This is a genomic window from Acidovorax sp. Root217 (assembly GCF_001428645.1).
Taxonomy (GTDB): domain Bacteria; phylum Pseudomonadota; class Gammaproteobacteria; order Burkholderiales; family Burkholderiaceae_C; genus Acidovorax.
The window spans coordinates 280,249-304,220 of the sequence record NZ_LMIH01000005.1 but is presented as its reverse complement, the minus strand read 5'-3'; the positions used below and the strand labels follow the sequence as shown (position 1 = coordinate 304,220).

At 67.1% G+C, this 23,972-nt stretch carries 23 protein-coding genes and 1 pseudogene; 5 read left to right on the top strand and 19 right to left on the bottom strand.

Translation table 11 applies throughout. The features are described 5' to 3' along the window. Positions 1–281: 281 nt before the first annotated feature. The 8 genes from ASE31_RS03000 to ASE31_RS02965 form a co-directional block, all read right to left on the bottom strand. Positions 282–1,178: a hypothetical protein gene (locus tag ASE31_RS03000; protein ID WP_057200031.1), complete on the bottom strand. Its 897-nt coding sequence runs from the start codon at positions 1,176–1,178 to the stop codon at positions 282–284. Beyond that, positions 1,175–2,290: a DUF1972 domain-containing protein gene (locus ASE31_RS02995; protein ID WP_057200030.1), complete on the bottom strand. Its 1,116-nt coding sequence runs from the start codon at positions 2,288–2,290 to the stop codon at positions 1,175–1,177. Before ASE31_RS02995 ends, ASE31_RS03000 begins: the two co-directional genes overlap by 4 nt. Beyond that, complete coding sequence (locus ASE31_RS02990; protein WP_057200029.1) at positions 2,287–3,258, bottom strand: glycosyltransferase; 972 nt, start codon at positions 3,256–3,258, stop codon at positions 2,287–2,289. The genes ASE31_RS02995 and ASE31_RS02990 overlap by 4 nt, the downstream gene beginning before the upstream one ends. Before the next feature lie 32 nt (positions 3,259–3,290). Continuing rightward, positions 3,291–3,854, bottom strand: coding sequence for a dTDP-4-dehydrorhamnose 3,5-epimerase (rfbC, locus tag ASE31_RS02985; protein WP_057200028.1), 564 nt, complete (start codon positions 3,852–3,854; stop codon positions 3,291–3,293). Between the two features lie 18 nt (positions 3,855–3,872). Further along, complete coding sequence (gene rfbA / locus ASE31_RS02980) at positions 3,873–4,757, bottom strand: glucose-1-phosphate thymidylyltransferase RfbA (RefSeq protein ID WP_057200027.1); 885 nt, start codon at positions 4,755–4,757, stop codon at positions 3,873–3,875. A gap of 11 nt (positions 4,758–4,768) precedes the next feature. After that, a complete protein-coding gene (gene rfbD, locus ASE31_RS02975; protein WP_057200026.1) occupies positions 4,769–5,659 on the bottom strand; it encodes a dTDP-4-dehydrorhamnose reductase in 891 nt (296 codons plus the stop codon). After that, positions 5,656–6,744 carry a dTDP-glucose 4,6-dehydratase gene (rfbB, locus tag ASE31_RS02970; protein WP_057200025.1) on the bottom strand — a complete coding sequence of 363 codons (1,089 nt, stop codon included), beginning with the start codon at positions 6,742–6,744 and terminating at the stop codon, positions 5,656–5,658. The genes rfbD and rfbB overlap by 4 nt, the downstream gene beginning before the upstream one ends. Positions 6,745–6,855: 111 nt before the next feature. Next, a complete protein-coding gene (locus tag ASE31_RS02965) occupies positions 6,856–8,841 on the bottom strand; it encodes an SDR family oxidoreductase (RefSeq protein WP_057200242.1) in 1,986 nt (661 codons plus the stop codon). Between the two features lie 206 nt (positions 8,842–9,047). Here ASE31_RS02965 and ASE31_RS02960 point away from each other — a divergent pair, with 206 nt between their 5' ends. The 3 genes from ASE31_RS02960 (at position 9,048) to ASE31_RS02950 (ending at position 11,404) form a co-directional block, all read left to right on the top strand. Continuing rightward, the gene (locus ASE31_RS02960; RefSeq protein ID WP_057200024.1) at positions 9,048–9,662 is read left to right on the top strand and encodes a phasin family protein; all 615 of its coding nucleotides are present in this window, start codon (positions 9,048–9,050) and stop codon (positions 9,660–9,662) included. A 246-nt stretch (positions 9,663–9,908) separates the two neighbouring features. Next, positions 9,909–10,571 (top strand): TetR/AcrR family transcriptional regulator, encoded by a 663-nt coding sequence (locus tag ASE31_RS02955; RefSeq protein ID WP_057200023.1) that lies wholly within the window; start codon positions 9,909–9,911, stop codon positions 10,569–10,571. A gap of 59 nt (positions 10,572–10,630) precedes the next feature. Further along, a complete protein-coding gene (locus ASE31_RS02950) occupies positions 10,631–11,404 on the top strand; it encodes a hypothetical protein (protein ID WP_057200022.1) in 774 nt (257 codons plus the stop codon). 24 nt (positions 11,405–11,428) lie between these two features. Here the strand turns inward: ASE31_RS02950 and ASE31_RS02945 are convergent, their stop codons facing one another. Further along, on the bottom strand, positions 11,429–12,196 hold the full coding sequence (locus ASE31_RS02945) for a type III pantothenate kinase (RefSeq protein WP_057200021.1): 768 nt from the start codon (positions 12,194–12,196) through the stop codon (positions 11,429–11,431). A 192-nt stretch (positions 12,197–12,388) separates the two neighbouring features. Here ASE31_RS02945 and lysM point away from each other — a divergent pair, with 192 nt between their 5' ends. Then, positions 12,389–12,871: a peptidoglycan-binding protein LysM gene (gene lysM / locus ASE31_RS02940; protein WP_057200020.1), complete on the top strand. Its 483-nt coding sequence runs from the start codon at positions 12,389–12,391 to the stop codon at positions 12,869–12,871. A 63-nt stretch (positions 12,872–12,934) separates the two neighbouring features. Here lysM and ASE31_RS32400 read toward each other — a convergent pair whose 3' ends face one another. From ASE31_RS32400 to ASE31_RS02905, 8 genes and pseudogenes are all read right to left on the bottom strand, one after another. After that, positions 12,935–13,426 carry a rhodanese-like domain-containing protein gene (locus ASE31_RS32400; RefSeq protein ID WP_369819434.1) on the bottom strand — a complete coding sequence of 164 codons (492 nt, stop codon included), beginning with the start codon at positions 13,424–13,426 and terminating at the stop codon, positions 12,935–12,937. A 120-nt stretch (positions 13,427–13,546) separates the two neighbouring features. Further along, a pseudogene (locus ASE31_RS32395) lies at positions 13,547–14,047 on the bottom strand (MBL fold metallo-hydrolase); the annotation flags it as partial. 66 nt (positions 14,048–14,113) lie between these two features. Beyond that, positions 14,114–15,058: a M48 family metallopeptidase gene (locus tag ASE31_RS02930; protein ID WP_057200241.1), complete on the bottom strand. Its 945-nt coding sequence runs from the start codon at positions 15,056–15,058 to the stop codon at positions 14,114–14,116. Between the two features lie 18 nt (positions 15,059–15,076). Further along, a complete protein-coding gene (locus ASE31_RS02925) occupies positions 15,077–15,835 on the bottom strand; it encodes a 1-acyl-sn-glycerol-3-phosphate acyltransferase (protein WP_057200240.1) in 759 nt (252 codons plus the stop codon). A 69-nt stretch (positions 15,836–15,904) separates the two neighbouring features. Next, positions 15,905–16,474 (bottom strand): D-glycero-beta-D-manno-heptose 1,7-bisphosphate 7-phosphatase, encoded by a 570-nt coding sequence (gene gmhB, locus ASE31_RS02920; RefSeq protein ID WP_057200018.1) that lies wholly within the window; start codon positions 16,472–16,474, stop codon positions 15,905–15,907. 35 nt (positions 16,475–16,509) lie between these two features. Next, the gene (glyS, locus tag ASE31_RS02915; RefSeq protein ID WP_057200017.1) at positions 16,510–18,642 is read right to left on the bottom strand and encodes a glycine--tRNA ligase subunit beta; all 2,133 of its coding nucleotides are present in this window, start codon (positions 18,640–18,642) and stop codon (positions 16,510–16,512) included. 23 nt (positions 18,643–18,665) lie between these two features. Continuing rightward, positions 18,666–19,586, bottom strand: a complete 921-nt coding sequence (gene glyQ / locus ASE31_RS02910) for a glycine--tRNA ligase subunit alpha (protein WP_057200239.1) — start codon at positions 19,584–19,586, stop codon at positions 18,666–18,668. Positions 19,587–20,035: 449 nt separating this feature from the next. Continuing rightward, complete coding sequence (locus ASE31_RS02905) at positions 20,036–21,106, bottom strand: asparaginase (protein ID WP_057200016.1); 1,071 nt, start codon at positions 21,104–21,106, stop codon at positions 20,036–20,038. A 154-nt stretch (positions 21,107–21,260) separates the two neighbouring features. Between ASE31_RS02905 and ASE31_RS02900 the strand changes: the two genes are divergently transcribed. Beyond that, the gene (locus tag ASE31_RS02900) at positions 21,261–22,172 is read left to right on the top strand and encodes a LysR family transcriptional regulator (RefSeq protein WP_057200015.1); all 912 of its coding nucleotides are present in this window, start codon (positions 21,261–21,263) and stop codon (positions 22,170–22,172) included. Between the two features lie 51 nt (positions 22,173–22,223). On the opposite strand, the gene fabB is transcribed toward ASE31_RS02900, so the two are convergent. Together fabB and fabA are read right to left on the bottom strand one after the other, a co-directional pair. After that, positions 22,224–23,438: a beta-ketoacyl-ACP synthase I gene (fabB, locus tag ASE31_RS02895; protein ID WP_057200014.1), complete on the bottom strand. Its 1,215-nt coding sequence runs from the start codon at positions 23,436–23,438 to the stop codon at positions 22,224–22,226. Continuing rightward, entirely contained in the window at positions 23,435–23,965 is a 531-nt protein-coding gene (fabA, locus tag ASE31_RS02890; protein ID WP_057200013.1) for a 3-hydroxyacyl-[acyl-carrier-protein] dehydratase FabA, read from the bottom strand. The genes fabB and fabA overlap by 4 nt, the downstream gene beginning before the upstream one ends. Positions 23,966–23,972 lie beyond the last annotated feature (7 nt).

Sequence of the window (23,972 nt, the reverse complement as noted above, 5' to 3'; positions counted from 1 at the left end):
AAAAAGACGCAGGCACGGCAAGGGCCGGTCCCTCGTCAACGAAAAGGACCGCCGTGGATGCCAGGCAGAGACCAGGTCTGTGGGATTTTTCGCTTGAAGCCCGCCGCAGCGGCCTTCAGAACAGGTCTGCAATTCTATATTCTGTCGTATGCAGCCACGATCATGCGCTTATCCTGGTAATGGCAACGGATTGTTGCACCACACGGCCCTCTTGCGTCCAAAATATTGCGCATTGGTGCGACACCGGTCACACCCGGCGGCATCTCCCTCGGCGCACGGCCTTACCCAGGCGGGCGTTGCAACAGCCCGTGCACCCCGCCCCGGACTGCGGCGAGCAGGCGCGCCAGCCGCCGCTCGGGCAGCAGTGGCTGCAGCAGCAGCTTGCGCGCCAGCGGGGCGAGCAGCTTGCGGCGCCAGCCACGGGGCACGTCATGGGAACGCATTAGCCACAGCGTGTTGCGCACCTGGAAGTAGATGCGCTGCGGCGGATGCGCCAGCACCTGGCGCCCCAGCACCTTCACGCCCGCCTTGCCAATGGTGTGCTGCAGTACCACCGCCCCCGTCTGCATCACCGCCCATCCCCGGTGGCGCGCACGCCAGCACCACTCGGTATCGACCATGTCCACAAACCAGCCCCCTCTGAACGGGCCTACGGCGGACAACGCTGCAGCCGGGTACAGGCAGCCGGAGGTGATCACGTGGTCCACCGCCACCGCCTGCTGCGCGGACCAGGGGTCTGCAGACGGCACCAGGCGCAGATGCGCATCCACGCGCTGGACGGGCAGTGCCCGTCCCGTGGTTTCGTCGTGCACGGCGGGGCCGAGCGCCGCCCAGCCGCCAGCGGCTTCACCGGCCCGCGCCCAGATGTCCAGCAGGCCGGTCAGGTACCCGGCGGGGGGCAGGGAATCCTGGTCAAAACTCAGCAGGAAGTCAAAGGCGCCATCCAGCGCCCGCTGGCGCGCCAGGTTGAGCGCAGCGCCCACGCCCAGGTTGCCTGGCGCCAAGTGCCACTGCACGGCGGTCATGCCCGACCAGGGCCCCGCCGCCGGGTCGATGGTCTGGCCGTTGTCGATGACCAGCACCTGCGCCACATCCGGCAGCAGTCGCGCAATCAAGGCCGACAGCCTGTGGCTGTCCGGGTGGTACGCCACCACGCAGGCCAGAACGCGCGGCGTCATGGCGTGGCACCTGGCCCGCTGCACAGTGCCTCGTAGGCGTCGGCAATGGCCTCCCAGCGATAGCGCTGCGCCAGCGATGGCCCTGGCACCCACGCGCTCTCCTGCGGGCTTTGCAACTGCCGGGTGAGCATGGATACGTCGGCAAAGTAGCCCCCCCCGTCCCCCAGCGTGTAGCGATTGAAGACGCAATCGAAGGCCAGCAGCGGCCGCTGGTACGGCAGCATCTCGACCAGCGAGGGATTGGTGCCCCCCACGCTGTGCCCGTGCAAATAGATATGGCAACCGGCGCGCAGGGCCGCCAGCGCCTTGGGGTCGAACAGGGAATCGATGAAGCGCACGCGCGGCTCGCCCTGGTAACGCGCGAGCAGCTCACGCCCCAGCGGCGTGGCGCTGAAGTTGCCCACCAGCACATACAGCGGCTGGGGCGATGCCAGAAAGGCCTGCAGCATCTCGGCGATGTGGTTCTCGGGTTCGATGCGCGCCACGGTCAACAGGTAACCGCCGGGCGCCAGGCCAAAGCGTTCCTTGAGCAGCGCGTGCGCCTGGTCCGCAGGCAACTGCAGCACATGGTCGCAGCCATAGGCGATGACGCTGCTGGTGCGGCCATAGCGGCCCAGCACCATGTCGGCAATGCCCTGGTTGTCGCTGACCACCACATGGGCGTGGCGCACGGCCAGGGCCTCGCTGCGCTCGAGGAACCAGCGCTTGAACCCGGTCCATTTGTCGCGCCGGGTCTCCAGCCCGTCCACATTCACGATGATGCGCCGTGGGCCGGCCATGCGGCGCAGCAGGGGCAGGAAGATGCCGCCCGACACGCCCATCACCAGCATGGCATCCACCCTGCGCCAGCACACCAGGAAGTTGAGCAGGTCATAGGGCACCGACCACAGGCCGTTGGCACGCAATGGCAGGTAGCGGTGCGCCAGGCGCTCGCCATCCGCCGCCAATGCGGTGCGGCCCACAGAGGAACCGAAGACCAGTGTGGCATGCCCCCGCCGCGCCAGCCGGGGGGCAAGCTGATCGACGCAGGTCTCGAAGCCGCCATAGCGTGCCGGCAGGCCATCGGTACCGATGACCGCGATGCGCAGCGGTCCCCTGGAGGAATCGGTCATCGCTGCGTGCCTTGGGCCGACGGGCGCAGCGCCTGCAGCACCAGAAAGAGCCCCATGGCCCGGCGCCGCCGCGTGGGCCCCGACACCAGCGCGTGCCATGCGAGGTGCAGCGCCACCCGCACACGGCTGCGGCCAGCCCAGGGCATCGACAGCCAGCCGGGCACCTGGGCCGCCGGGGACGCCCCAGGCAGTGCGCCACCCTGCTGCGCCCGGGCCCAGGCCATGGACTGCACCAGCACCCGCTCGGCCAGCTGCATGCCGCGCCCCAGTTGTTCGCCCAGCGAGCGCTGGCGCGATGCACCCAGCAGGTTGGCGCCGTGCTGGCGGTACAGCGACAGGCATTGCGGCACGCATGCCAGGCGCTGCATGCGCTGCGCCACCAGCGCCACGGCCCAGTCGTGCATCACATAGGCCGAAGGCTCGAGCAGGCGGGCCACGCAGGCCAGCATGTCGCCCGAGAGCACCAGCGTGTGCCCAATCACCGGGTTGACCAGCAACAGGCGCCGGGCGTCGAGGTCACGGGGCACGGCATAGGGGTTGCCGGTGTAGAAAGTGGGCTGCAGGGGCGCGAGCGCCTCGTCCACCACCTGCACGTCGTGGAACAGCGCCCAGGGCTGCGGCAGCCCGGCGGCGGCATCGAGCATGGCCGCCACCTTGCCAGGCAGCCATACATCGTCCTGGTCGGCCAGGAAAATGCAATCGCCTGCGCCCACCTTGGGGGCCAGTTGCGCCATGGCATTGAAGAAGGACAAGGCGGGGCCGGGGGCGTTGTCGACCCAGTGCAGTTCCAGCGGTGCCTCGCCTGCATCCTGCGCCAGCTGCGCCAGCACTTCACGCGTGCCGTCCTCCGATGCATGGTCGAAGACGTGGATCACGTCAACGGCCCGGGACTGGGCGCGGATCGAGGCAATCTGCTGTGCGATGAAAGGTGCCCCGTTGTGGCTGCACAGGAGCACATGCAGGGTCATGCCGGACTTTTCAGGTGCGCCACGGCCCGCCGTCAGCGGGCGGCGACAGCAGCGAAGACTTCCGCATTCTCCAGGGTCAGGCCCTGCTGGTCCTTGGCCGACAGCAAAGGGTTGGCACCGATGTCGGGCCACTCGATGCCGATGGAGGGGTCGTTCCAGATGATGCAGCGCTCGTGCGCCGGCGCGTAGTAGTCGGTGGTCTTGTACAGGAACTCCGCCGTCTCGCTGAGCACGAGGAAGCCGTGCGCAAAGCCTGGCGGCACCCACAGCTGGCGGTGGTTGTCTTCGCTCAGCTCTTCGCCGACCCACTGGCCGAAGGTGGGCGAGGCCTTGCGGATGTCCACCGCCACGTCGAACACGGCACCGCGCACCACGCGCACCAGCTTGCCCTGGGGCTGCTGGACCTGGTAGTGCAGTCCACGCAGCACGCCGCGGGCGCTGCGGCTGTGGTTGTCCTGCACGAACTGGTGGTCGGTACCGGTGGCCTCGTTGAAGGCACGCTGGTTGAAGCTCTCGAAGAAGAAGCCGCGCGCATCGCCGAACTTCTTGGGTTCGATCAGCACGACATCGGGAATGGCCAGGCGGGTTGCTTGCATGGAGTGAATTTCAGGAAATCAGTAGATCTTTTCTTTGAGCACGCGCATCAGGTACTGGCCGTACCCGTTCTTGGTCAGCGGCTGGGCCAGACGCTCGAGTTGGGCACTGTCGATCCACTGGCTGCGCCAGGCGATCTCTTCAGGGCATGCGATCTTCAGGCCCTGGCGGTGCTCCAGCGTGGCGATGAACTGGCCGGCTTCGAGCAGGCTCTCGTGCGTGCCGGTATCGAGCCAAGCGTAGCCCCGGCCCATGATCTCCACATTCAACTGGCCGCGCTCCAGGTACAGACGGTTGAGGTCGGTGATCTCGTACTCGCCGCGGGCCGAGGGCCTGAGCCCCTTGGCCAGCTCCACCACTTGGTTGTCGTAGAAGTACAGGCCCGTCACCGCATAGCTCGACTTGGGGACCTTGGGCTTTTCTTCGAGCGACAGCACCTTGCCCTGGGCATCGAACTCGGCCACGCCATAGCGTTCGGGGTCATGCACATGGTAAGCGAACACGCTGGCGCCACTCTGGCGCTCGGTCGCGCTACCCAGCAGCTCATGAAAGTCATGGCCGTGGAAGATGTTGTCACCCAGCACCAGCGCGCTGGGGGAATCGCCGAGGAAGGACTCGCCGATCACGAAGGCCTGGGCCAGGCCGTCCGGGCTTGCCTGCACCGCGTACTGCAGATTGATGCCCCACTGGCTGCCATCGCCGAGCAGTTGCTCGAAGCGCGGCGTGTCCTGCGGCGTGCTGATCACCAGGATGTCGCGGATGCCCGCGAGCATCAAGGTGCTCAGCGGGTAATAGATCATGGGTTTGTCGTACACCGGCAGCAACTGCTTGCTGATGGCCAGGGTGGCCGGGTGCAGCCGGGTACCGGAGCCTCCGGCGAGGATGATGCCTTTGCGTGCCGTCATGGTGGTCGTTCTCAGAGAATCTCGGTGAGCATGCGCGCCACGCCCGTCTGCCAATGCGGCAGGGTCAGACCGAAAGTGCTGCGCAGCTTGGTGGTGTCCAGGCGCGAGTTGTGGGGGCGCACGGCCGGGGTGGGGAAGGCGCTGGTCGGAACGGGCGCCACTTCCTTGGCAATGATCTTTTCAGCCACCGGGTGCCTGGCGGCCACCGCCAGCACGTACTTCGCGTACTCGTTCCAGTTGGTCTCGCCAGCCGCCACCAGGTGGTACAGGCCCGCATCTTCGGGGCGCTGCTGCAGGTGGCGGATGGCATGGGCCGTCACGTCGGCCAGCAGGTCCGCGCCGGTGGGGGCGCCCCACTGGTCGTCGATCACCGTCAGGCGCTCGCGCTCCTGGGCCAGGCGCAGCATGGTCTTGGCGAAATTGCCGCCGCGTGCCGCATAGACCCAGCTGGTGCGCAGGATCAGGTGCCTGGCACCCGACTGGGCGATCAGCTGCTCGCCTTCGAGCTTGGTGCGGCCGTAGACGCTCAGGGGCGCAGGCGCGTCGGTCTCCACCCAGGGGCGGCTGCCGCTGCCATCGAACACATAGTCGGTGCTGTAATGCACCAGCCAGGCGCCGAGCTTCGCGGCCTCCTGCGCAATGGCGCCGGGCGTGGTGGCGTTGAGGGTGCGCGCGAAGTCGACCTCGCTCTCGGCCTTGTCCACCGCGGTGTGGGCGGCAGCATTGACGATGACGTCAGGGCGCAGGGCGCGCACCGTCTCGGCCACGCCGGCCGGGTTGGCGAAGTCACCGCAGTGTTCCGTGCTGTCGAAATCCAGCGCCGTGACGGTACCGAACACCGACAGGCTGCGCTGCAGCTCCCAGCCGACCTGGCCGCCCTTTCCAAAGAGCAGGATGTTCATGCGCTGGCATCCGCCACGGCTGCAGGCTCCTGCGCATACTGGGTCTGCACCCAGTCGCGGTAGGAACCGGTCTGCACGCTGGCCACCCAGTCGGCATGGTCCAGGTACCACTGCACCGTCTTGCGGATGCCGGTGTCGAAGGTCTCGGCGGGCTTCCAGCCCAGCTCGCGCTCGATCTTGCGCGCATCGATGGCGTAACGGCGGTCGTGGCCGGGACGATCCTTCACATAGGTGATCTGGGTGCGGTAGCTCTGGCCGTCGGCACGCGGGCGCAACTCGTCGAGCAGGCCACAGACCATGTTCACGATCTCGATGTTGGGCTTTTCGTTCCAGCCGCCCACGTTGTAGGTCTCGCCGGCAGTGCCGGCTTCCAGCACGCGGCGGATGGCGCTGCAGTGGTCCTTCACGTACAGCCAGTCGCGCACCTGCATGCCGTCGCCGTAGACCGGCAGGTTCTTGCCGGCCAGGGCGTTGACGATCATCAGCGGGATCAGCTTCTCGGGGAAGTGGTAGGGCCCGTAGTTGTTGCTGCAGTTGGTGGTCAGCACCGGCAGGCCGTAGGTGTGGTGCCAGGCGCGCACCAGGTGGTCGCTGGCGGCCTTGCTGGCGCTGTAGGGGCTGTTGGGCTCGAAACCGCGCGTCTCGGCAAAGGCCGGGTCGGTGGGTGCCAGCGATCCGTAAACCTCGTCGGTGGAGACGTGCAGGAAGCGGAAGGCTTCGCGCTCGCCCTCGGGCAGCGCGCTCCAATAGGCACGCACGGCCTCCAGCAGGCGGAACGAGCCAACGATGTTGGTCTGGATGAAATCCTCGGGTCCGTGGATGGAGCGGTCCACATGCGATTCGGCCGCGAAGTTGACCACCGCGCGGGGTTGGTGCTCGGCCAGCAGGCGGGCGATGAGGGCGCTGTCGCCGATATCGCCCTGCACGAAGACATGGCGTGCATCACCCTGGATGCTGTCCAGGTTGTGCAGATTGCCCGCGTAGGTGAGCTTGTCGAGGTTGACGACAGGCTCGCTGGAGGCAGCAAGCCAGTCAAGAACGAAGTTGGCGCCGATGAAACCCGCGCCGCCGGTAACCAGAATCATAGGGTGGGCTGTGTGAAATGCCTGCTCGGCAGAACCCGCGATTATCCCACCCTGCCCGGTTACCCGGTAACAGAGTTCAACACGGGCTCCCCGGGGCGGGTTGAAAGGCCATCAGAAATGGATACCGCGCATCATCTGCTGCAGCGCCACCGCCTCGGCCGACAGCTGTGGCTTGGCGTCCTTGCTGCCCTTGGCGGCAGTGGAATCCGGGAACATGCGAAAGCTGGTGTTCATGGTGATCTGCGCCACGCGGGGCACCAGGGCATGCAGTAACTGGCCGGTGATGCCCAGGCGCGTGGCGATGCGCACCGGCTTGAAGATACAGGCCTGGGCGATCATGTCCGCCGCCTCCTCGGGGCTCAGCGTGGGCACGTTGTTGTAGATCTTGGTCGGCGCGATCATGGGCGTGCGCACCAGCGGCATGTTGATGGTGGTGAAGGTGATGCCCTGGTCGGCGAACTCGCTCGACGCGCAGCGCGTCCAGGCATCAAGCGCCGCCTTGCTGGCCACATAGGCCGAAAAGCGCGGCGCATTCGTCAGCACGCCGATGGAGCTGATGTTGACCACATGGCCCTTGCGCTTGGCCACCATACCCGGCAAAAAGCCCATGGTCACGCGCAGGCAGCCGAAGTAATTGAGCTGCATGGTGCGCTCGTAGTCGTGGAAACGGTCATAGCTCGACTCGATGGCGCGGCGGATGGAGCGGCCCGCGTTGTTGATGAGGAAGTCCACGCCGCCATGCTTGTCGACCAGGAGTTGCACGAAGCGGTCGCAATCGGCCATGTCGGCGATGTCGGCGGCGTAGGCGATGAACTCGTAGCCCTTGGCCCGGGCCTCGGCGCAAGCCTCGTCGAGCTTGTCCTGGTCGCGCCCGCAGATGACGGTGGTGGCACCGGCCTCGGCGAACTTGTGCGCCGCTGCCAGGCCGATGCCCGAGGAGCCCCCCGTCACCAGCACCACCTTGCCGGCCACCGTGCCCTTGAGGCTGCGGTCGATGAACAGCTCGGGGTCGAGGTTGCGCTCCCAGTAGTCCCACAGGCGCCAGGCGTAGTCCTTGAGATTGGGGCAGGTCACGCCCGAGCCCTTGAGCGCCGCCAGGGTCTCGCGGCAGTCAAAGCGCGTGGGGTAGTTCACGAAGGTCAGCATGTCCTCGGGCAGGCCCAGGTCCTTCAAGACAGCGTTGCGCACCCGGCGCACCGGCGCCATGGCCATCAGGCTCTTCTTGATGCCCTTGGGGATGAAGCCCAGCAGCGCGGCATTGATGAACAGGTTCATGCGCGGCGCATGCGCGGCGCGGCTGAAGATATCCAGCACGTCGCCCACGCGGTAGCCCACCGGGTCCACCAGGTGGAAGCACTTCTTGCCGATGTCCTTCTGGTGGCTGATGACGTTGAGCGCGTTGACCACGAAGTCCACCGGCACGATGTTCACGCGCCCGCCTTCCAGGCCCACGGTGGGCATCCAGGGCGGCAGCAGCTGGCGCAGGCGCTGGATCAGCTTGAAGAAATAGTAGGGGCCGTCGATCTTGTCCATCTCGCCGGTCGTGCTGTCGCCCACCACCATGGCCGGGCGGTACACCGTCCAGGGCACCTTGCAGTCCTGGCGTACGATCTTCTCGCTCTCGTGCTTGGTCTGGAAGTAGGGGTGATCGAGGCCCTCGGCCTCCTCGAACATGTCCTCGCGGAACACGCCCTCGTACAGGCCGGCAGCCGCGATGGACGAGACGTGGTGGAAATGCCCGGCGTCGATGGCCTTGGCAAGATCGACCGTGTTACGCGTGCCCTCGATGTTCACGGCCACTTGGGTCTCTTCGTCGGCACCGAGGTCGTAGACCGCGGCCAGGTGGTAGAAATGGTCGATCTGACCCTTGAGCTTTTTCACGTCCTCGGAGGCCACGCCGAGCTTCTTGGCCGTGAGGTCGCCGAACACCGGCACGGCCCGTGCGGCCGACACGCCCCAGTAGCTGCGCAGGTCGGCCACCTTGTCCGCGCTTTCTCGCCGGATCAGGAAGTGCACCACGGCGCCCTTTCGCTCCAGCAGCTTCTTTACGAGCCGCTTGCCAATGAACCCCGTCGCTCCCGTCACGAAATACTGCATGAAAAACTCCTGTGAGATCTGTTCATTCTTGCCCAAGCGCATCGCCGACCGATTCAGCACAAACCCGCGCAGCCTTAGACGCTGCGCTCTACGTTTTTAGGAGCGCGCGCCTACACCTGGCCTGCCGCGCGGCGTACAGTTCGGCCATGCGCCAAAGCCAACCGGCACTGGCAACCCCCACTACCCACCCGCATACCGGAGGCCCCATGGTCAAGAAACTGCAGAAACTCAGCGCCGACAACAAGAAGAGCAACGCCCAGCTGTCGAGCACCGTCAAGGACTCGGCCCAGCAGATCTGGCTGGCGGGCCTGGGTGCCTTCTCCAAGGCCCAGGAAGAAGGCGGCAAGGTGTTCGAGTCCCTGGTCAAGGAAGGCCTGTCCATCCAGCGCAAGACCCAGGCCGTGGCCGAAGAGAAGATCTCCGAAGCGACGAGCCGCGTGACCACCATGGCCAGCGACATCGGCTCCAAGGCCCAGGGCCAGTGGGACAAGCTCGAGAACATCTTCGAAGACCGAGTGGCCAAGGCCCTGTCCAAGCTCGGTGTCCCCTCGGCGCGTGACCTGGAAGCCCTGACGGCCCGCGTGGACGCACTCACCAAGGGCGCCGGCAAAGCGGCCGCGACCAAGGCACCTGCCAAGGCCGCCGTGAAGGCAGCAGCCCCCGCGAAGAAGGCCGCTGTCAAGAAGGCAGCCGCTCCCCGCAAGGCCGCCGCCAAGCCTGCAGCCAAGGCCGCGCCCGCCAAGAAGGCCGCAGCAGCCCCTGCCAAGAAGGCCAGCGCCAAGGCCGCAGCTTCCGCCTCGGCACCCGCCGCCTCCAACTGACCTTCTGCCAGCGGCCCGCCCGCTGCGGCAAGCGGCTGACACGCCTTGTGCGTGCCAGCCGCTTTTGCGTTGTGGAGCGCTTCGGGCCATGGGCCGCGCTCTCTGCGCGGGTGGCCGCAGCCGGAACGTCAACACGTTCCAAGGACATGCCAATATTGATGCAGTGCAGCATCTGCGGCTCGGTTAGAGTAGGCCCCAGAGACATACCAACACCGATCCAAAACGACGCGAAGAGGGCCCGCACACATGGTGAAGAAAGCGCCGCGACGCACCGCAGAACGCATTCTGGAAGTCACGCTGGACCTGTTCAACCGGTTTGGCGAACCCAACGTCTCCACCACCCTGATCTCGGCCGAGCTGCGCATCAGCCCCGGCAACCTGTACTACCACTACCCGGCCAAGGACGAGTTGATCAATGCGCTGTTCGACCGCTACGAACAGTCGCTGACCGAGCTGCTGGCTGCCGCCGATGGCGTGCGCAACGTGGAGGACGCCTGGTTCTTCATGCACACGCTGTTCGAGCTGATCTGGCAGTACCGCTTCCTGTACCGCGACCTGAACGACCTGCTGTCCAAGAACCGGCGCCTGGAAACGCATTTCCAGGCCATCCTCAAGAACAAGACGCGGGCCGTGCGCGCCATGCTGGACGGCATGGGCCGATCAGACGCGCTGCACATCGACACGCGTGAGCTAGAGGCCACCGCGACCAGCATGGTGGTCGTGCTGACCTACTGGCTGAGCTTCGAGTACGTGCGCGACCCGCGCCGCGCGCTGGAGCCCGAGAGCGCCCAGGCAGCCCTGCTGCGCGGAGCCCACCACGTGCTCAACCTGCTGATGCCCTACCTGGAAAGCGGGCAGCGCGCACACCTGCTGGAACTCGTCGGCGCCTATGCCACCGCGCCGGGCTAAGCGCCAGGGCGCCCTGTCCACACCCTACACCCGACCCCAAGAACCACAGGAGACACACCATGGCCAAATGGACCCCTTTTCCCCATGCGGGTGACTACAGCTTCGATGCCACGAGCGTGAAGAAGCACTGGGCGCGACTGCACAGCGGCGACGCCGAACCCTGCCCCAAGGATCCGGCCGTGCTGCAGGCCTGGGCGCTGTTCCACAGCGGTGATTTCGAGAAGGCGACGGCCGCCGGCCTGGCCGCTGGCGGCCCCGGCATCACCGTGGCCAACAAGGCCACGGCCATCTACGCCAACTACCTGGAGCAAAAGGAAAAGACCCGCCTGGACCTGTTCACCCAGGTGGCCGAGCGCGCCGAAGCCCAGGCCGGCGAAGACCCGAACAACGCCAACGCCTGGTACTGGCATGCCTATGCCCTGGGCCGCTACAGCCAGGGCATCAGCGTGGCCAAGGCCCTCGCCCAGGGCCTGGGCGGCAAGGTCAAGGAATCGCTGGAAAAATCCATTGCCCTGGCACCCAAGCATGCCGACGCCCGCATTGCGCTGGGCGCTTTCCACGCCGAGGTGATCGACAAGGTGGGCTCGCTGATCGGCGGCATGACCTATGGCGCCAAGAAGGACACGGGGCTCAAGCTGTTCCAGGAGGCCCTGAAACTCAACCCCGGCTCTGCCATCGCCATGGTGGAGTACGCCAATGCGCTGGTCATGCTCGAAGGCGACAAGAAGATGAAGGAAGCCACCCAGCTCTACGAGAAGGCCGCCGCCTGCGAGTCCGCCGACGCGATGGAACGCCTGGACGTGGAAATGGCGCGCGCAGAACTGGAGGACTGACGCCGCCGGGCGACGCCCCAACGCTCAGCTGGCGAAACGCCGTGAGGCGATCTCCAGCAGGCCGTCGAAGATCAGGTTGTCCACCAGTTCGAAAGGCCGGGTCATGCTCGGAGCCATCTTCCAGCCGGCGCCGCCGGTCATGATGCAGGCCGGCTCCTCGCCGCAGTGCTGGATGACATGCTGCACCATGCGCTCCACCGCGCCGGCAATGGCGTAGGTGCCGCCGCTGGTGAGCGCGTCGCTGGTGTTGGTGGGGAACATGCGCACATCGCCCGTGGGCACGTGCAGGCCGGCGGTACCCGTTTCGAGTGCGCGCAGCATGATGCCGTGGCCCGGCAGGATGAGACCGCCCAGGAAGCGCCCGTGCGCATCGATGCATTCCACCGTGACCGCCGTGCCCACCATCACCACCACCAGCGGCCGCGCGGGCCCCTGGGCCAGCACATGGTGGCGCGCACCGATCATGGCCACCCAGCGGTCCGAACCCAGGCGCGAGGGGTGGTCGTAGCCGTTGACCAGCCCCGCCTCCTCGTCGGATGAGACCACCCACTGGGCGCCCACGTCCCACAGTTCCATCTGCTCCTGCACGCGGCGCTTGGCGGCATCGCCCGCCACCACGCAGCCCAGCATGCGCTCGGGCGCTGGCAGGGCTGCCCAGCTGCCTTCGGCGAGCTTCTCGATATGGTCCAGGAACTCGGCGCCATGCGCCAACAGCGCAGCCCCGGGGCGGTGGGCGTCGTACAACGCCCATTTGAGACGGGTGTTGCCAACGTCGATGGCCAGAAAAGTCATGCGGCGGATTATCCCGAGTTTTGGCCATGCGCACTTGGCGCATTTGCCAAAGGCAGCAGCGCAGCTCGTCGCCCCGGCGACAGCGGTACCTGCCAATGTGAAAAATCGTGTCGCGCGCCCGTCTTACACCAGGGTGTCGCACTTTGCCGCTACAGTGGCCCTTCCTGTTTCTGCAACCTTAGGAGATACGACATGGGTCTTTTCAGTTTCATCAAGGAAGCCGGCGAAAAGCTGTTCGGTGGCAAGGAAGCACAGGCCGCCACGGCCGCCGCTCCATCGCCGGACGAACTCAACGCCAAGGCCGCCAAGGCCATCGAGACCTACATCGGCACGCAGAACCTGGGCGCGACCAACGTGCAGGTGGCGTTCGATGGCAGCCAGGGCAAGGTCACCGTCAAGGGCGACGCCCCCACGCAGGCGGCCAAGGAAAAGATCACCCTGTGCTGCGGCAACGTGGCCAGCGTCACCAGCGTCGAGAACCTGATGAACGTGACCAACCCCGAGCCCGAAGCCCAGTACCACGACGTGGTGCGCGGCGACACGCTCTCGGCCATTGCCAAGAAGTTCTACGGCGACGCCAACAAGTACCCCCAGATCTTCGAGGCCAACAAGCCCATGCTCACGCACCCCGACAAGATCTACCCCGGCCAGAAGCTGCGCATTCCGCCACTCTGAGCGCACAGCGCTCCCCAACGAACAGCGGGCCACATGGCCCGCTTTTTTCATGGCGCCTTGTCTTCAGCCCTGACGCCATGGCAGGCCGCGGTAGCGCCAGCCGCCCTTGCGCCCGCGGTGGGCCTGGCCGTCGGCGTCGCCCTCGAAGCCCTCGAGGATGTTGTAGGCCGTGATGCCCAGCTCCGTCGCACGCTTTGCGGCCGCCACGGAGCGCACGCCGCTGCGGCACAGCAACACAACGCGCCCGCCTTCGGGCACGGCCAGGCGAATCTGCGCATCGAAATCGGCATTCATGGCCATGCCGGGCCACTGCTTCCAGGCCACGGGCACGGCCCCCGGCACCTGGCCCACCCATTCGCGCTCGGCATCGCTGCGCACGTCGACCAGCACGGCCTGGCCGTCCTGCACCCACTGCCAGGCCAGCGCTGGTGACACGTCGCCGGCATAGCCATCGGCGACGCGCGGGGCCTGCAGCGCGGCGCCATCGGCGTCCTGGCGCTGGCCCGAGTGCTGGTTGGCGGGCACGGCCTCGTCCATGCGGCGCGGACGCGGCAGGTTGAGCGAGTCCATCAGCGCGACGAATTCGGCCTCGCTGCGGCCCGCCACGCGCGCATTGCCGGCCTTTTCGGCAGCGATGCTGCTGTGGCTGCGGCCCTGGTAGTCATGGCCGGGCCAGACGGTGGTGTCGCCCGGCAGTGCGAACAGCACGCCGGTGATGCTGCGGTACAGCTCGGCCGCATCGCCCGACTGGAAGTCCGTGCGGCCGCAGCCGTTGATGAGCAGCGCATCGCCCGTGAACACATGGTTGCGCCAACGGTAGGACATGCTGCCCGACGTGTGACCAGGCGTGTGCAGGGCCTCCAGCGTCTCGCCGCCGAAGGCCAGCGCGTCGCCATGCTGGAGCTGCACGACCGCCGTACCGATGTCGCAGCCTGCGGGCACCGCGGTCTGCGCGCCCGTGTGCTCGGCCAGGCGCGCCGCGCTGGTGATGTGGTCGGCATGGGTGTGCGTCTCCAGCGTCCAGCGCAGCCTGAGCCCCAGGGACTGCAGCGCGGCCAGGTCGCGGTCGAGCTGCTCGTCCACCGGGTCGATGATGACGGCCTGGCGCGTGGCGGGGTCGTGCAGCACGTAGGTATAGGTGCTGGAGGCGGGATCGAAGAGCTGCAGGGGGATCATGGTGGGCCTGAATGCGGTGGTTTCCGCCATTTTGCCGCGCCCGGTTTCGCCCCGCCCTGCGCGCGCTCAATCCCAGAGCGGTGCTGGCTCGTCGCGCAGGTGGTTGCGCAGGGTTGCGTAGTCCGGCACTACCGTGGCCACCGTGTCCCAGAAGCGCGGGCTGTGGTCCATCACGCGCAGGTGGGCCAGCTCGTGCGCCACCACGTAGTCGATGACCGCAGGCCGGTAGTGCAGCAGGCGCCAGTTCAGGCGAATGGAGCCGTCGGCCTTGGCGCTGCCCCAGCGCGTCTGCGCGCTCGACAGGCGCAAGCTGGTCCAGCGCACGCCCAGCAGCGGCGCGAAGTGCTCCAGCCGCTCGGTGAAATGGCGCTTGGCATCACGCATCAGCCAGGCCTGCACGGCATCGCGGATCTGCGCGGGCCCGGCGCTGTGCGGCAGGCCGATGTGCAGGCGTGAGGCCATCGGTGCATCCGGGTCATCGGCCGCGGCCATGGTTTTGAGTTGCCCACCACGGCCGCTGAAGCCGTGCGCGGGGTCCAGCACCACAGTGACCGGCCTGCCCAGGTAGGGCAGCACGGCGCCGTCGGCCCAGACGATGCGCCCGCCTTCCATGCGCTGCTGGCGTTCACGCGCCTCGCCGAGCTTGCGCACGATCCACTCGGACTTTTCGCGCAGCGCCGCGTCGATGGCGCCCAGGGTGACCCAGCTGGGGGCGCGCACCGAGAGGCCGTCTGGGCCCACGCTGAAGCCGATGGTGCGCCGGCGCGCGCGCTGCAGCGCATACGCCACCACGGCGTCACCCAGCAGCAGTTCGCGTTTGGCCTCGGGGTGGCGGAATTCGGCGGGAGACAGCAGCGAAGGCAGCGGGACCGCAGGCGGACCCACGGGCCGGGGCGGTGCGGCCACGGGAACCCTGGCCGCCGGCGGTGGCTCGACCGCCTTGGGCGCCGGTGCGGGGCTGGCAGGCGGAGTGTCGAAGAAGTCCAACGCCAGTTGCACGAGCCGCTGCATCATGGGAATGGGGTCCGATCAGGGCGCCGTCAGTGCGGCTGCGGGATAGGCCTCGGGGTCGAGGCGGCGCATTTCGGCCTCGATCCAGTCCTCGACCTCGCGCATCAGCTCTTCCGGCTCGCGCCCCACGCTGGAGATCGGCTTGCCGATGGACACATCCACCACACCGGGGCGCTTGACGAAGGCCTTGCGCGACCAGACCTTGGCCGAGGTCACGGCAATCGGCACCACCGGTGCACCGGTGTCGATGGCCAGGCGGGTGCCGCCGGTCTTGTAGGTGCCCTTCTGCCCGCGCTCGATGCGCGTGCCTTCGGGGAACATGATGATCCAGATGCCCTTGGCCAGCAGGTCCTTGCCCTGCTCCACGACCTTGTTGAAGGCCTGGGCGCGCTGGCTGCGGTCGATGTGGATCATGTCCAGCCGGCCGATGGCCCAGCCGAAGAAGGGGACGTACAGCAGCTCCTTCTTGAACACGTAGGCCAGCGGGTGCGGCATGATCGTGGGCATCAGAAAGGTCTCGTAGGTCGACTGGTGCTTGACCAGCAGGATCGCCCCCTCGTGCTCGCCCTGCGGCAGGTTCTCCATGCCCGTCACCCGGGTGCGGATGTCCAGCAGCACGCGTGCGCCGCTGATGCACAGCGACAGCCATGCGGCCGCGATGCGGTACAGCGGCAGGCCGCGCACGCCGAAGAGCGTGCCCAGCATGATGGCCAGCGCATAGGGCATGACGGTGGTCGCCATCCAGAGCAGGTGAATGATGGAGCGGATCAGGGCCATGGTGAAAAGGTCTTGCGATGGGTGCCGCCGCAGCAAAGGCGTGTGGCAGGCACCAAGGGGCGCTGAGGGTCAGACCGCCATCAAAGGGATGGCGGCCGGCAGCAGCTGCTCGACGAAGGCCGCCAGGCTCGCATGCACCTGCGTGCCGGGGGGATAGCCGGGCGGCAGCGCCTGGCCCGGCACCACGCCGGCGGAGCTGCCCGTGCACACCAGGTGCAGTTGCGCACCGAGCGCGGCGCCGGCCTGCAGGTGTGCCAGGCAGCTGCCCACCACCTGCACGTCATTGCGCTCCACGCCATAGCGGTCGCTGATCTGCTCAAGCAGGCCCGGGCCGGGCTTGCGGCAGGCGCAGTCCTCGTCGGGGGCATGGGGGCAATAGAACACGGCGTCGATGCGCCCACCCACGGCCGAAAGCTGTTTGTGCATCTTGGCGTGGATGGCATTGAGCGCCACCACGTCGAACAGCCCGCGCCCCAGACCCGGCTGGTTGGTGGCCAGCGCCACATGCCAGCCGGCGTGGTTCAGGCGTGCAACGGCCTCGAGCGCGCCGGGAACGGCCGTCCACTCCTCGGGCGAAGTGACGAAGTCCTCACCCAGCGGGTTCAACGTGCCGTCGCGGTCCAGGATGGCGAGTTTCATGGGGGTCCCCTTGTGACAGACGCCAGCCTAGCAGGTCAGGCCGCCAGGCGGGAGAGGTCGGCTACCCGGTTCATCGCATCGTGCAGGCTCTTGAGCAGGCCCTGGCGGTTCAGGCGCAGGTCCATCTGCTCGGCGTTCACCATCACGTCGTCGAAGAAAGCGTCCACCGGGGCGCGCAGCACGGCCAGGGTCTGCAGCGATGCCGTGTAGTCGCCCGCGTTGAACTGCGCGTTGGCTTCGGGCACGAAGCGCTGCAGCGCCGCATACAGATCCTGCTCGGCCTTTTCCTGCAGCAGCTCGGGGTTGACGTGGGCGTCCACCTCGCCGGCCTTCTTGAGGATGTTGGCCACGCGCTTGTTGGCGGCGGCCAGGGCCGGGCTTTCGGGCAGCGCGGCAAAGGCACGCACGGCGGCCAACTGCTTTTCGACCAGTGCCAGGCGCTGCGGGCGCAGGGCCAGCACGGCGTCGACTTCCTGGGCGCTGTAACCCTGCTCGCGCAGGCTGCCGGCCAGGCGGTCATAGATGAAGTCGGCCAGGGCGGCCGAGGCATAGGTGATCTTGTCGCCGAAGGCCGGAACGGCGCCGGCCAGCAGGGCGTTCAGGTCCAGCGGCAGATTCTTTTCGACCAGCATGCGGATCACACCCAGCGCGTGGCGGCGCAGCGCGAACGGGTCGCGGTCGCCCGTGGGCAGGTTGCCGATGCCGAACATGCCGACCAGGGTTTCAAGCTTGTCGGCCAGGGCCACCACCACTCCAGCGGTATTGCGCGGCAGCGTGTCGCCGGCAAAGCGCGGCTTGTAGTGGTCTTCGATGGCATCGGCCACTACCTCGCCCAGACCGTCGTTGAGCGCGTAGTAGCGGCCCATGGTGCCCTGCAGCTCGGGGAACTCGCCCACCATGTCGGTCACCAGGTCGGTCTTGGCCAGCATCGCGGCCTGGTCGGCCTGCGCCACCAGGGTGGCATCGCCCAGTTGTTCGGCAATGGCCTTGGCGATGGCGCGCACGCGCTCCACGCGCTCGCCCTGCGTACCGAGCTTGTTGTGGTAGACCACCTTGGACAGGCCGTCCACGCGCGAGGCCAGGGTCTTCTTGCGGTCCTGGTCGAAGAAGAACTTGGCATCGGCCAGGCGCGGGCGCACCACGCGCTCGTTGCCGCCGATCACGAAGCTCGCATCCTCGGGGCTGATATTGCTCACCACCAGGAACTGGTGCGTCAGCTTGCCTGCGGCGTCCAGCAGCGGGAAGTACTTCTGGTTGGCCTTCATGGTGAGTATCAGGCACTCCTGCGGCACGTCGAGGAACTCCCGCTCGAACGCGCAGGTCAGCACGTTGGGGCGCTCGACCAGGGCGGTCACTTCGTCGAGCAGCGCATCGTCCTCGATGGGGCGGGCACCGTTGCCCACATTGGCGGCGGCGGCCGCCAGTTGGCGCGCGATCTCGGCCTTGCGCTCGGCGAACGAAGCGATCACCGCTCCGTCCTTGTGCAGCGTGGCGGCATAGCTGTCGGCGTCCTCGAACACCACGGGCGACACGGCCGCCTCGAAGCGGTGGCCCAGGGTGCTGTTGCCGGCTTTCAGGCCCAGCGCCTTCACGGGCACCACGGTGCTGCCATGCAGCGCCACCAGGCCATGCGCGGGGCGCACGAAGTTCACGCTGGTCCAGCCGGGCAACTCGCAGTCGGACTCGAGCTGGTAGCTCATGACCTTGGGAATGGGCAGCTTGGCGATGGATTCCAGAAGTGCCTTCTGCAACCCCTCTTCCAGCGTGGCGCCAGGCACCACGCTGTCATAGAACAGCGCCTCGGCCTTGCCGTCGGGGGCGCGCTTCAAGGCGGCCACGGCCGCTGCCGGGTCGGACAGGTCCGCGCCCAGGGCTTGCAGCTTCTTGAGCAGTGCGGGCGTAGGGTTGCCGCTGGCATCCAGGCCCACCGTCACGGGCATGAGTTTTTGCTGCACGGCCTTGTCGGCGGCCTTGCCGGCCACGGCCGTCACGTGCGCGGCCAGGCGGCGCGGCGAAGCGAATGCCGTCACGGCGGATGCGGGCGTGGCCAGGCCCAGGGCCTTGAGCTGCTCGGCCAGCACGCTGGCGAAGGCATCGCCCAGCTTCTTGAGCACCTTGGGAGGCAGCTCTTCCACAAACAGTTCGACCAGAAGATTTTGCGTTGTCATTTTTCAGGGGCTCCGGCGGTGGCTCAGGCGGCTTTCTTGGGCATTTGCTCCACCCATTCGCGGGGGGCCATGGGAAAGCCCAGGCGCTCGCGGCTCTCGTAGTAGCTTTGCGCCACGGCGCGCGCCAGGTTGCGGATGCGGCCGATGTAGGCAGCGCGCTCGGTCACGCTGATGGCACCACGCGCATCCAGCAGGTTGAAGCTGTGCGCGGCCTTGAGCACCTGCTCGTAGGCCGGCAGGGCGAGTTGCTGCTCCATGAGGTGCTTGGCCTGCTTTTCATGCGCATTGAAGGCGGTGAACAGGAAGTCGGCGTCGCTGTGCTCGAAGTTGTAGGTGGACTGCTCCACCTCGTTTTGCTTGTAGACGTCGCCATAGCTCAATTTCGAGCCGTCCGCTCCCTCGGTCCAGGTCAGGTTGTAGACGTTGTCCACGCCCTGCAGGTACATGGCCAGGCGCTCCAGGCCATAGGTGATCTCGCCGGTGGCGGGCTTGCAGTCGATGCCGCCCACCTGCTGAAAGTAGGTGAACTGCGTCACTTCCATGCCGTTGAGCCAGACTTCCCAGCCCAGGCCCCAGGCACCCAGGGTCGGGTTCTCCCAGTCGTCTTCGACAAAGCGGATGTCGTTCTTCTTGAGATCGAAACCCAGCGCTTCGAGCGAGCCCAGGTAGAGCTCCAGGATGTTGGCCGGTGCGGGCTTCAGAACCACCTGGAACTGGTAGTAGTGCTGCAGGCGGTTGGGGTTCTCGCCATAGCGGCCATCCTTGGGGCGGCGGCTGGGCTGCACGTAGGCGGCCTTCCAGGGCTCGGGGCCGATGGCGCGCAGGAAGGTGGCGGTGTGCGATGTGCCAGCGCCCACTTCCATGTCGTAGGGCTGCAAAAGGGCGCAGCCCTGCGCGTCCCAGTAGGACTGCAGCTTCAGAATGATTTGCTGGAATGTCAACATGGCGTCTGTGGCGCTGGCGGACCAGGGCCGGGCAAAGGGGGATGAAAAAGCCGAAGGCGCAGCGGACAGGCCCGGGGGGCTTTGCAGCATGCGCGCAAAACCCGTGATTTTACGGCGCTGCAGCAAGCCTTCGCTCACAAGGCTCCAGTAAGCCACGGCAGAGCAACAAAACCCCGCACCAAGTACAAAGGCCGGGGCCCTTTTGGAGCCCCGGCCTTTCCAACCAGTTGCGCGGGCAGTCTGCCGGTGCGCACCGGTGGCCGCCCCTTGGGGCGACCGGTCGGCGCACGCGTGGTGCGCCAAGTCAAGTATCAGCACTTCAATGCCGCGCCACATCCCAGGCTGCGAAACTGGCACGGCGAAAGCCAGCGCCCCCGCGCAAGGGCCGCCCCGCCGCGCTGGGGGCGTCCCCCTTCCAGGGGGAAGACGCGAAGCGGCTCAGGGGGTTGTCAATATTCCCAGAAGATGCGTTGCAGCTCTTTGCTGTCGTTTGTTTTCGTCAAAGCGACCATGGCCAGGATGCGGGCCTTCTGTGGGCGCAGGTCGTGGGCCACCACCCAGTCGTACTTGTCGTCGGGCTGCTCGGCGTTGCGCAGCACAAAACCATCGGGCACGCGGGCCGAACGCACGATCTGCACGCCCTGGGCGCGCAGCGCCTGCAGCGAGGCCACGGCCTGCGCGGCCACCGAGCCGTTGCCGGTGCCGGCATGGATCAGCGCCTTCACGCCGGCCTTGCCGTAGGCCTCGATGCCGGTGCTGTTCATGTTGCCGTAGCCATAGACGATGTCCACTGCGGGCAGGGCCTGGATCTCGTCGATGTTGAACTCGGACGCCGTGGTGTGGCGCTTGACCGGCGCGCGGAACCAGTAGTTCTTGCCTTCCACCACCATGCCCAGCGGGCCCCACTGGCTCTTGAAGGCCTCGGTCTTGATGTTGATGGTCTTGCTGACGTCGCGGCCGCTCTGGATCTCGTCGTTCATGGTGACCAGCACGCCCTTGCCGGCGGCGTCCTTGCTGGCGGCCACGCTCACGGCGTCGTACAGGTTCAGCGCGCCGTCGGCCGAGAGGGCCGTGCCGGGGCGCATGGAGCCGACGACCACGATGGGCTTGGCGGTGCGCACCACCAGGTTCAGGAAGTACGCCGTTTCTTCGAGCGTGTCGGTGCCATGCGTGACGACGATGCCGTCCACGTCGGCCTGCTTGGCCAGGGCCGAGACGCGCTTGCCGAGTTGCAGCAGGTGCTCGTTGGTGAAGCTTTCCGAGGCGATCTGGAACACCTGCTCACCCGTGACACGGGCCACGCCCGTCAGTTCGGGCAGGCCGGCCAGCAGCTTGTCCACCGGCACCTTGGCCGCCGCATAGGTGGCGCTGTTGGCCGCCGACGCGCCGGCACCGGCGATGGTGCCACCGGTGGCCAGCACCACGACATGGGGGCGGGCGGCCTGGGCCATGGCCACAGCCGAGGCAGCGGAGAGCAGCAGGCCGGCAAGCCAGCGGTGCATGGGGTGGGAAATGCGCATGACGGAAATCTCCAGACAGTTGTTTTGAAGAGGCTTGCCAACAGACTTTGCTGCTGCGCCCTCACCCGCTCGTTGGCGGTGCCGGATCGTATGAGAGACTTGCGCACACCAACAGGGAATAATCAGTCATTCCTTGTGAATTTCACTCATACCCATGAACCTGCGCCAACTCGAGGTGTTCCAGGCCGTGCTGCAAACCGGCAACATGAGCGCGGCAGCGCGCCTGCTGTGCATCACCCCCTCGGCCGTGAGCAAGGCCGTGGCGCACACCGAGCTGCAGCTGGGCTACCGCCTGTTCGTGCGCACGCCGGCTGGCCTGACGCCCACACCCGAGGCCCAGGTGCTGGCAGCCGAGTCCAGCGGCATCCACCGCCAGCTCGACGCATTGCGCCGCACCGCGCGCAACCTGGGCACCAGCGACACCGGGGACGTGCGCCTGGCGGCCATTCCCTCCATCACGCACGAATTCCTGCCCCTGGTGCTGCAGGAGCACGCGCTGCGCTACCCGCAGGTGGGTGTGGAGGTGCGCACCATCCACCAGGACCAGATGACGCAGGCGCTGCTCACGCGCAGCGTGGACTTCTGCCTGGGCTTCTACAAGCACCCGCATCCGCAGGTGCGCAGCGACCTGCTGGTCAGCGGCCGCATGTACCTGGCCGTGGCACAGTCGGTGTGGACGCGTGCGCCGCGCGCTGTGACGCCCGCAGCCCGGCTGGCCCAGGTGCCGGTGATCCGGCTCGTGGGCGACGATCCCATGCGCCAGTCCATCGACGAGATCGCCCAGCGCCTGGGCACACCCGCCGGCCCGGGGCTGCAGGTGCAGACCTCGCGCCTGGCGCTGGACCTGGTGCGCCGGGGCATGGGCTGGACGGTGGTCGACTTCCTCACCGCCACCCAACTCGACCCAGAGGCCATGGTGGCCGTGGAGCTGCACGAACTGCCGCCCATGTCGCTGTACTGCTACCACGCACGCGCCCTGCCCCCAGGCCTGCAGGCCACGCGCATGCTGGCAATGCTCCCCGGCTTGTTGCACCAAGCCCTGTCATCCCAGAACCAGAGGGCATGAAAAAACCCGCCCATCCCTTGCAGGATGGCGGGCTGCCGGAGATCGCGCGGATCAGTTATCCCACCGGCGCAAAACGAGGCTGGCGTTGGTGCCACCAAAGCCGAAGCTGTTGGACAGCGCGGTGCGGATCGGCGCATCGCGCGTCTCGCGCACCAGGGGCATGCCCTCGGCGGCGGGCTCCAGGTTGTCGATGTTGGCCGAGCCGGCGATGAAGCCCTGGCGCAGCATCAAAAGGCAGTAGATCGCCTCCTGCACACCGGTGGCACCCAGCGAGTGGCCGGTGAGCGACTTGGTGGACGAGAACGGGGGAATGGCGTCACCGAAGACTTCGCGGATCGCACGCAACTCGGGCACGTCGCCCACGGGTGTGGAGGTGCCGTGGGTGTTGATGTAGTCGATGGAGCCGTCCACCGTGGCGATGGCCTGGCGCATGCAGGCGATGGCGCCGTCACCCGAGGGGGCGACCATGTCGGCGCCGTCCGAGGTGGCGCCGAAACCGACGATTTCGCCCAGGATGGTGGCGCCGCGTGCCTGTGCATGTTCCAGGCTTTCGAGCACCACGGCACCGCCGCCGCCCGACAGCACGAAGCCGTCGCGGTGGGCGTCATAGGCGCGCGAGGCTTTTTCGGGCGTGGCGTTGTAGGCGCTGGACATGGCGCCCATGGCGTCGAACAGCAGGCCCATGCCCCAGCTGACTTCTTCGCCGCCACCGGCGAACATCACGTCCTGCATGCCCCAGGCGATCTGCTGGGCGGCTGCGCCGATGCAGTGCGCCGAGGTGCTGCAGGCCGAGGTGATGGAGTAGTTGATGCCCTTGATGCCGAAGTTGGTCGACAGGCAGGCGGACACGGTGGAGCTCATGCAGCGCGTGACCTGGTAAGGCCCCACGCGGCGGATGCCCTTGCTGCGCAGGATGTCGGCGGCCTCGATCTGGTTGGCGGGCGAGCCGCCCCCCGAGCCCATGATGAGCCCGGTGCGCGGGTGCGAGACCTGCTCGGGCGTGAGGCCCGATTCGGCAATGGCGTTGGCCAGCGAAATGTGGGCATAGGCCGCCGCATCGCCCATGAAGCGCAGCTGCTTGCGGTCGATCAGCTCTTCGAGGTTGATCTGCGGCACGCCGGCCACCTGGCTGCGCATGCCCAGCTCGGTGAACTGGGGCATGGCGCGGATGCCCGGACGGCTCTCGCGCAGCGACTCGGTGACGCTGGCATTGTCATTGCCAATGCACGAGACGATGCCCGTGCCCGTGATGACCACGCGTTTCATGCTGCCTCCCCTGGGGCTGCGCCGGCTTCCTCGCGCTTGAACAGGCCCACGCGCAAGTCGCTGGCCACGTAGATTTCCTTGCCGTCAGCATACAGGCGCGCGTCGCCGATGGCCATGACCAGTTTGCGCTTGATCACGCGCTTGATGTCGATCTCGTAAGTGACCAATTTGACGTCCGGGCCCACTTCGCCGGTGAACTTGACTTCGCCGGCGCCCAGGGCGCGGCCCTTGCCCGGCAGGCGCAGCCAGGTCAGGTAAAAACCGATCAGCTGCCACATGGCGTCCAGGCCCAGGCAACCGGGCATGACCGGGTCACCCTGGAAGTGGCAGGCAAAGAACCAGAGGTCAGGACGCACGTCCAGCTCGGCGCGGACCTTTCCCAGCCCGTGCTCGCCACCATCGCTATCGATGTGCGTGATGCGGTCGAACATCAGCATGGGCGGCAGCGGCAGGCGCCCGCTGTCAGCGTCGAACAGCCGGCCCTCGCCCGAGGCGATCAGTTGTTCGTAGGAAAAGGAATCTGCCATTTTCAGT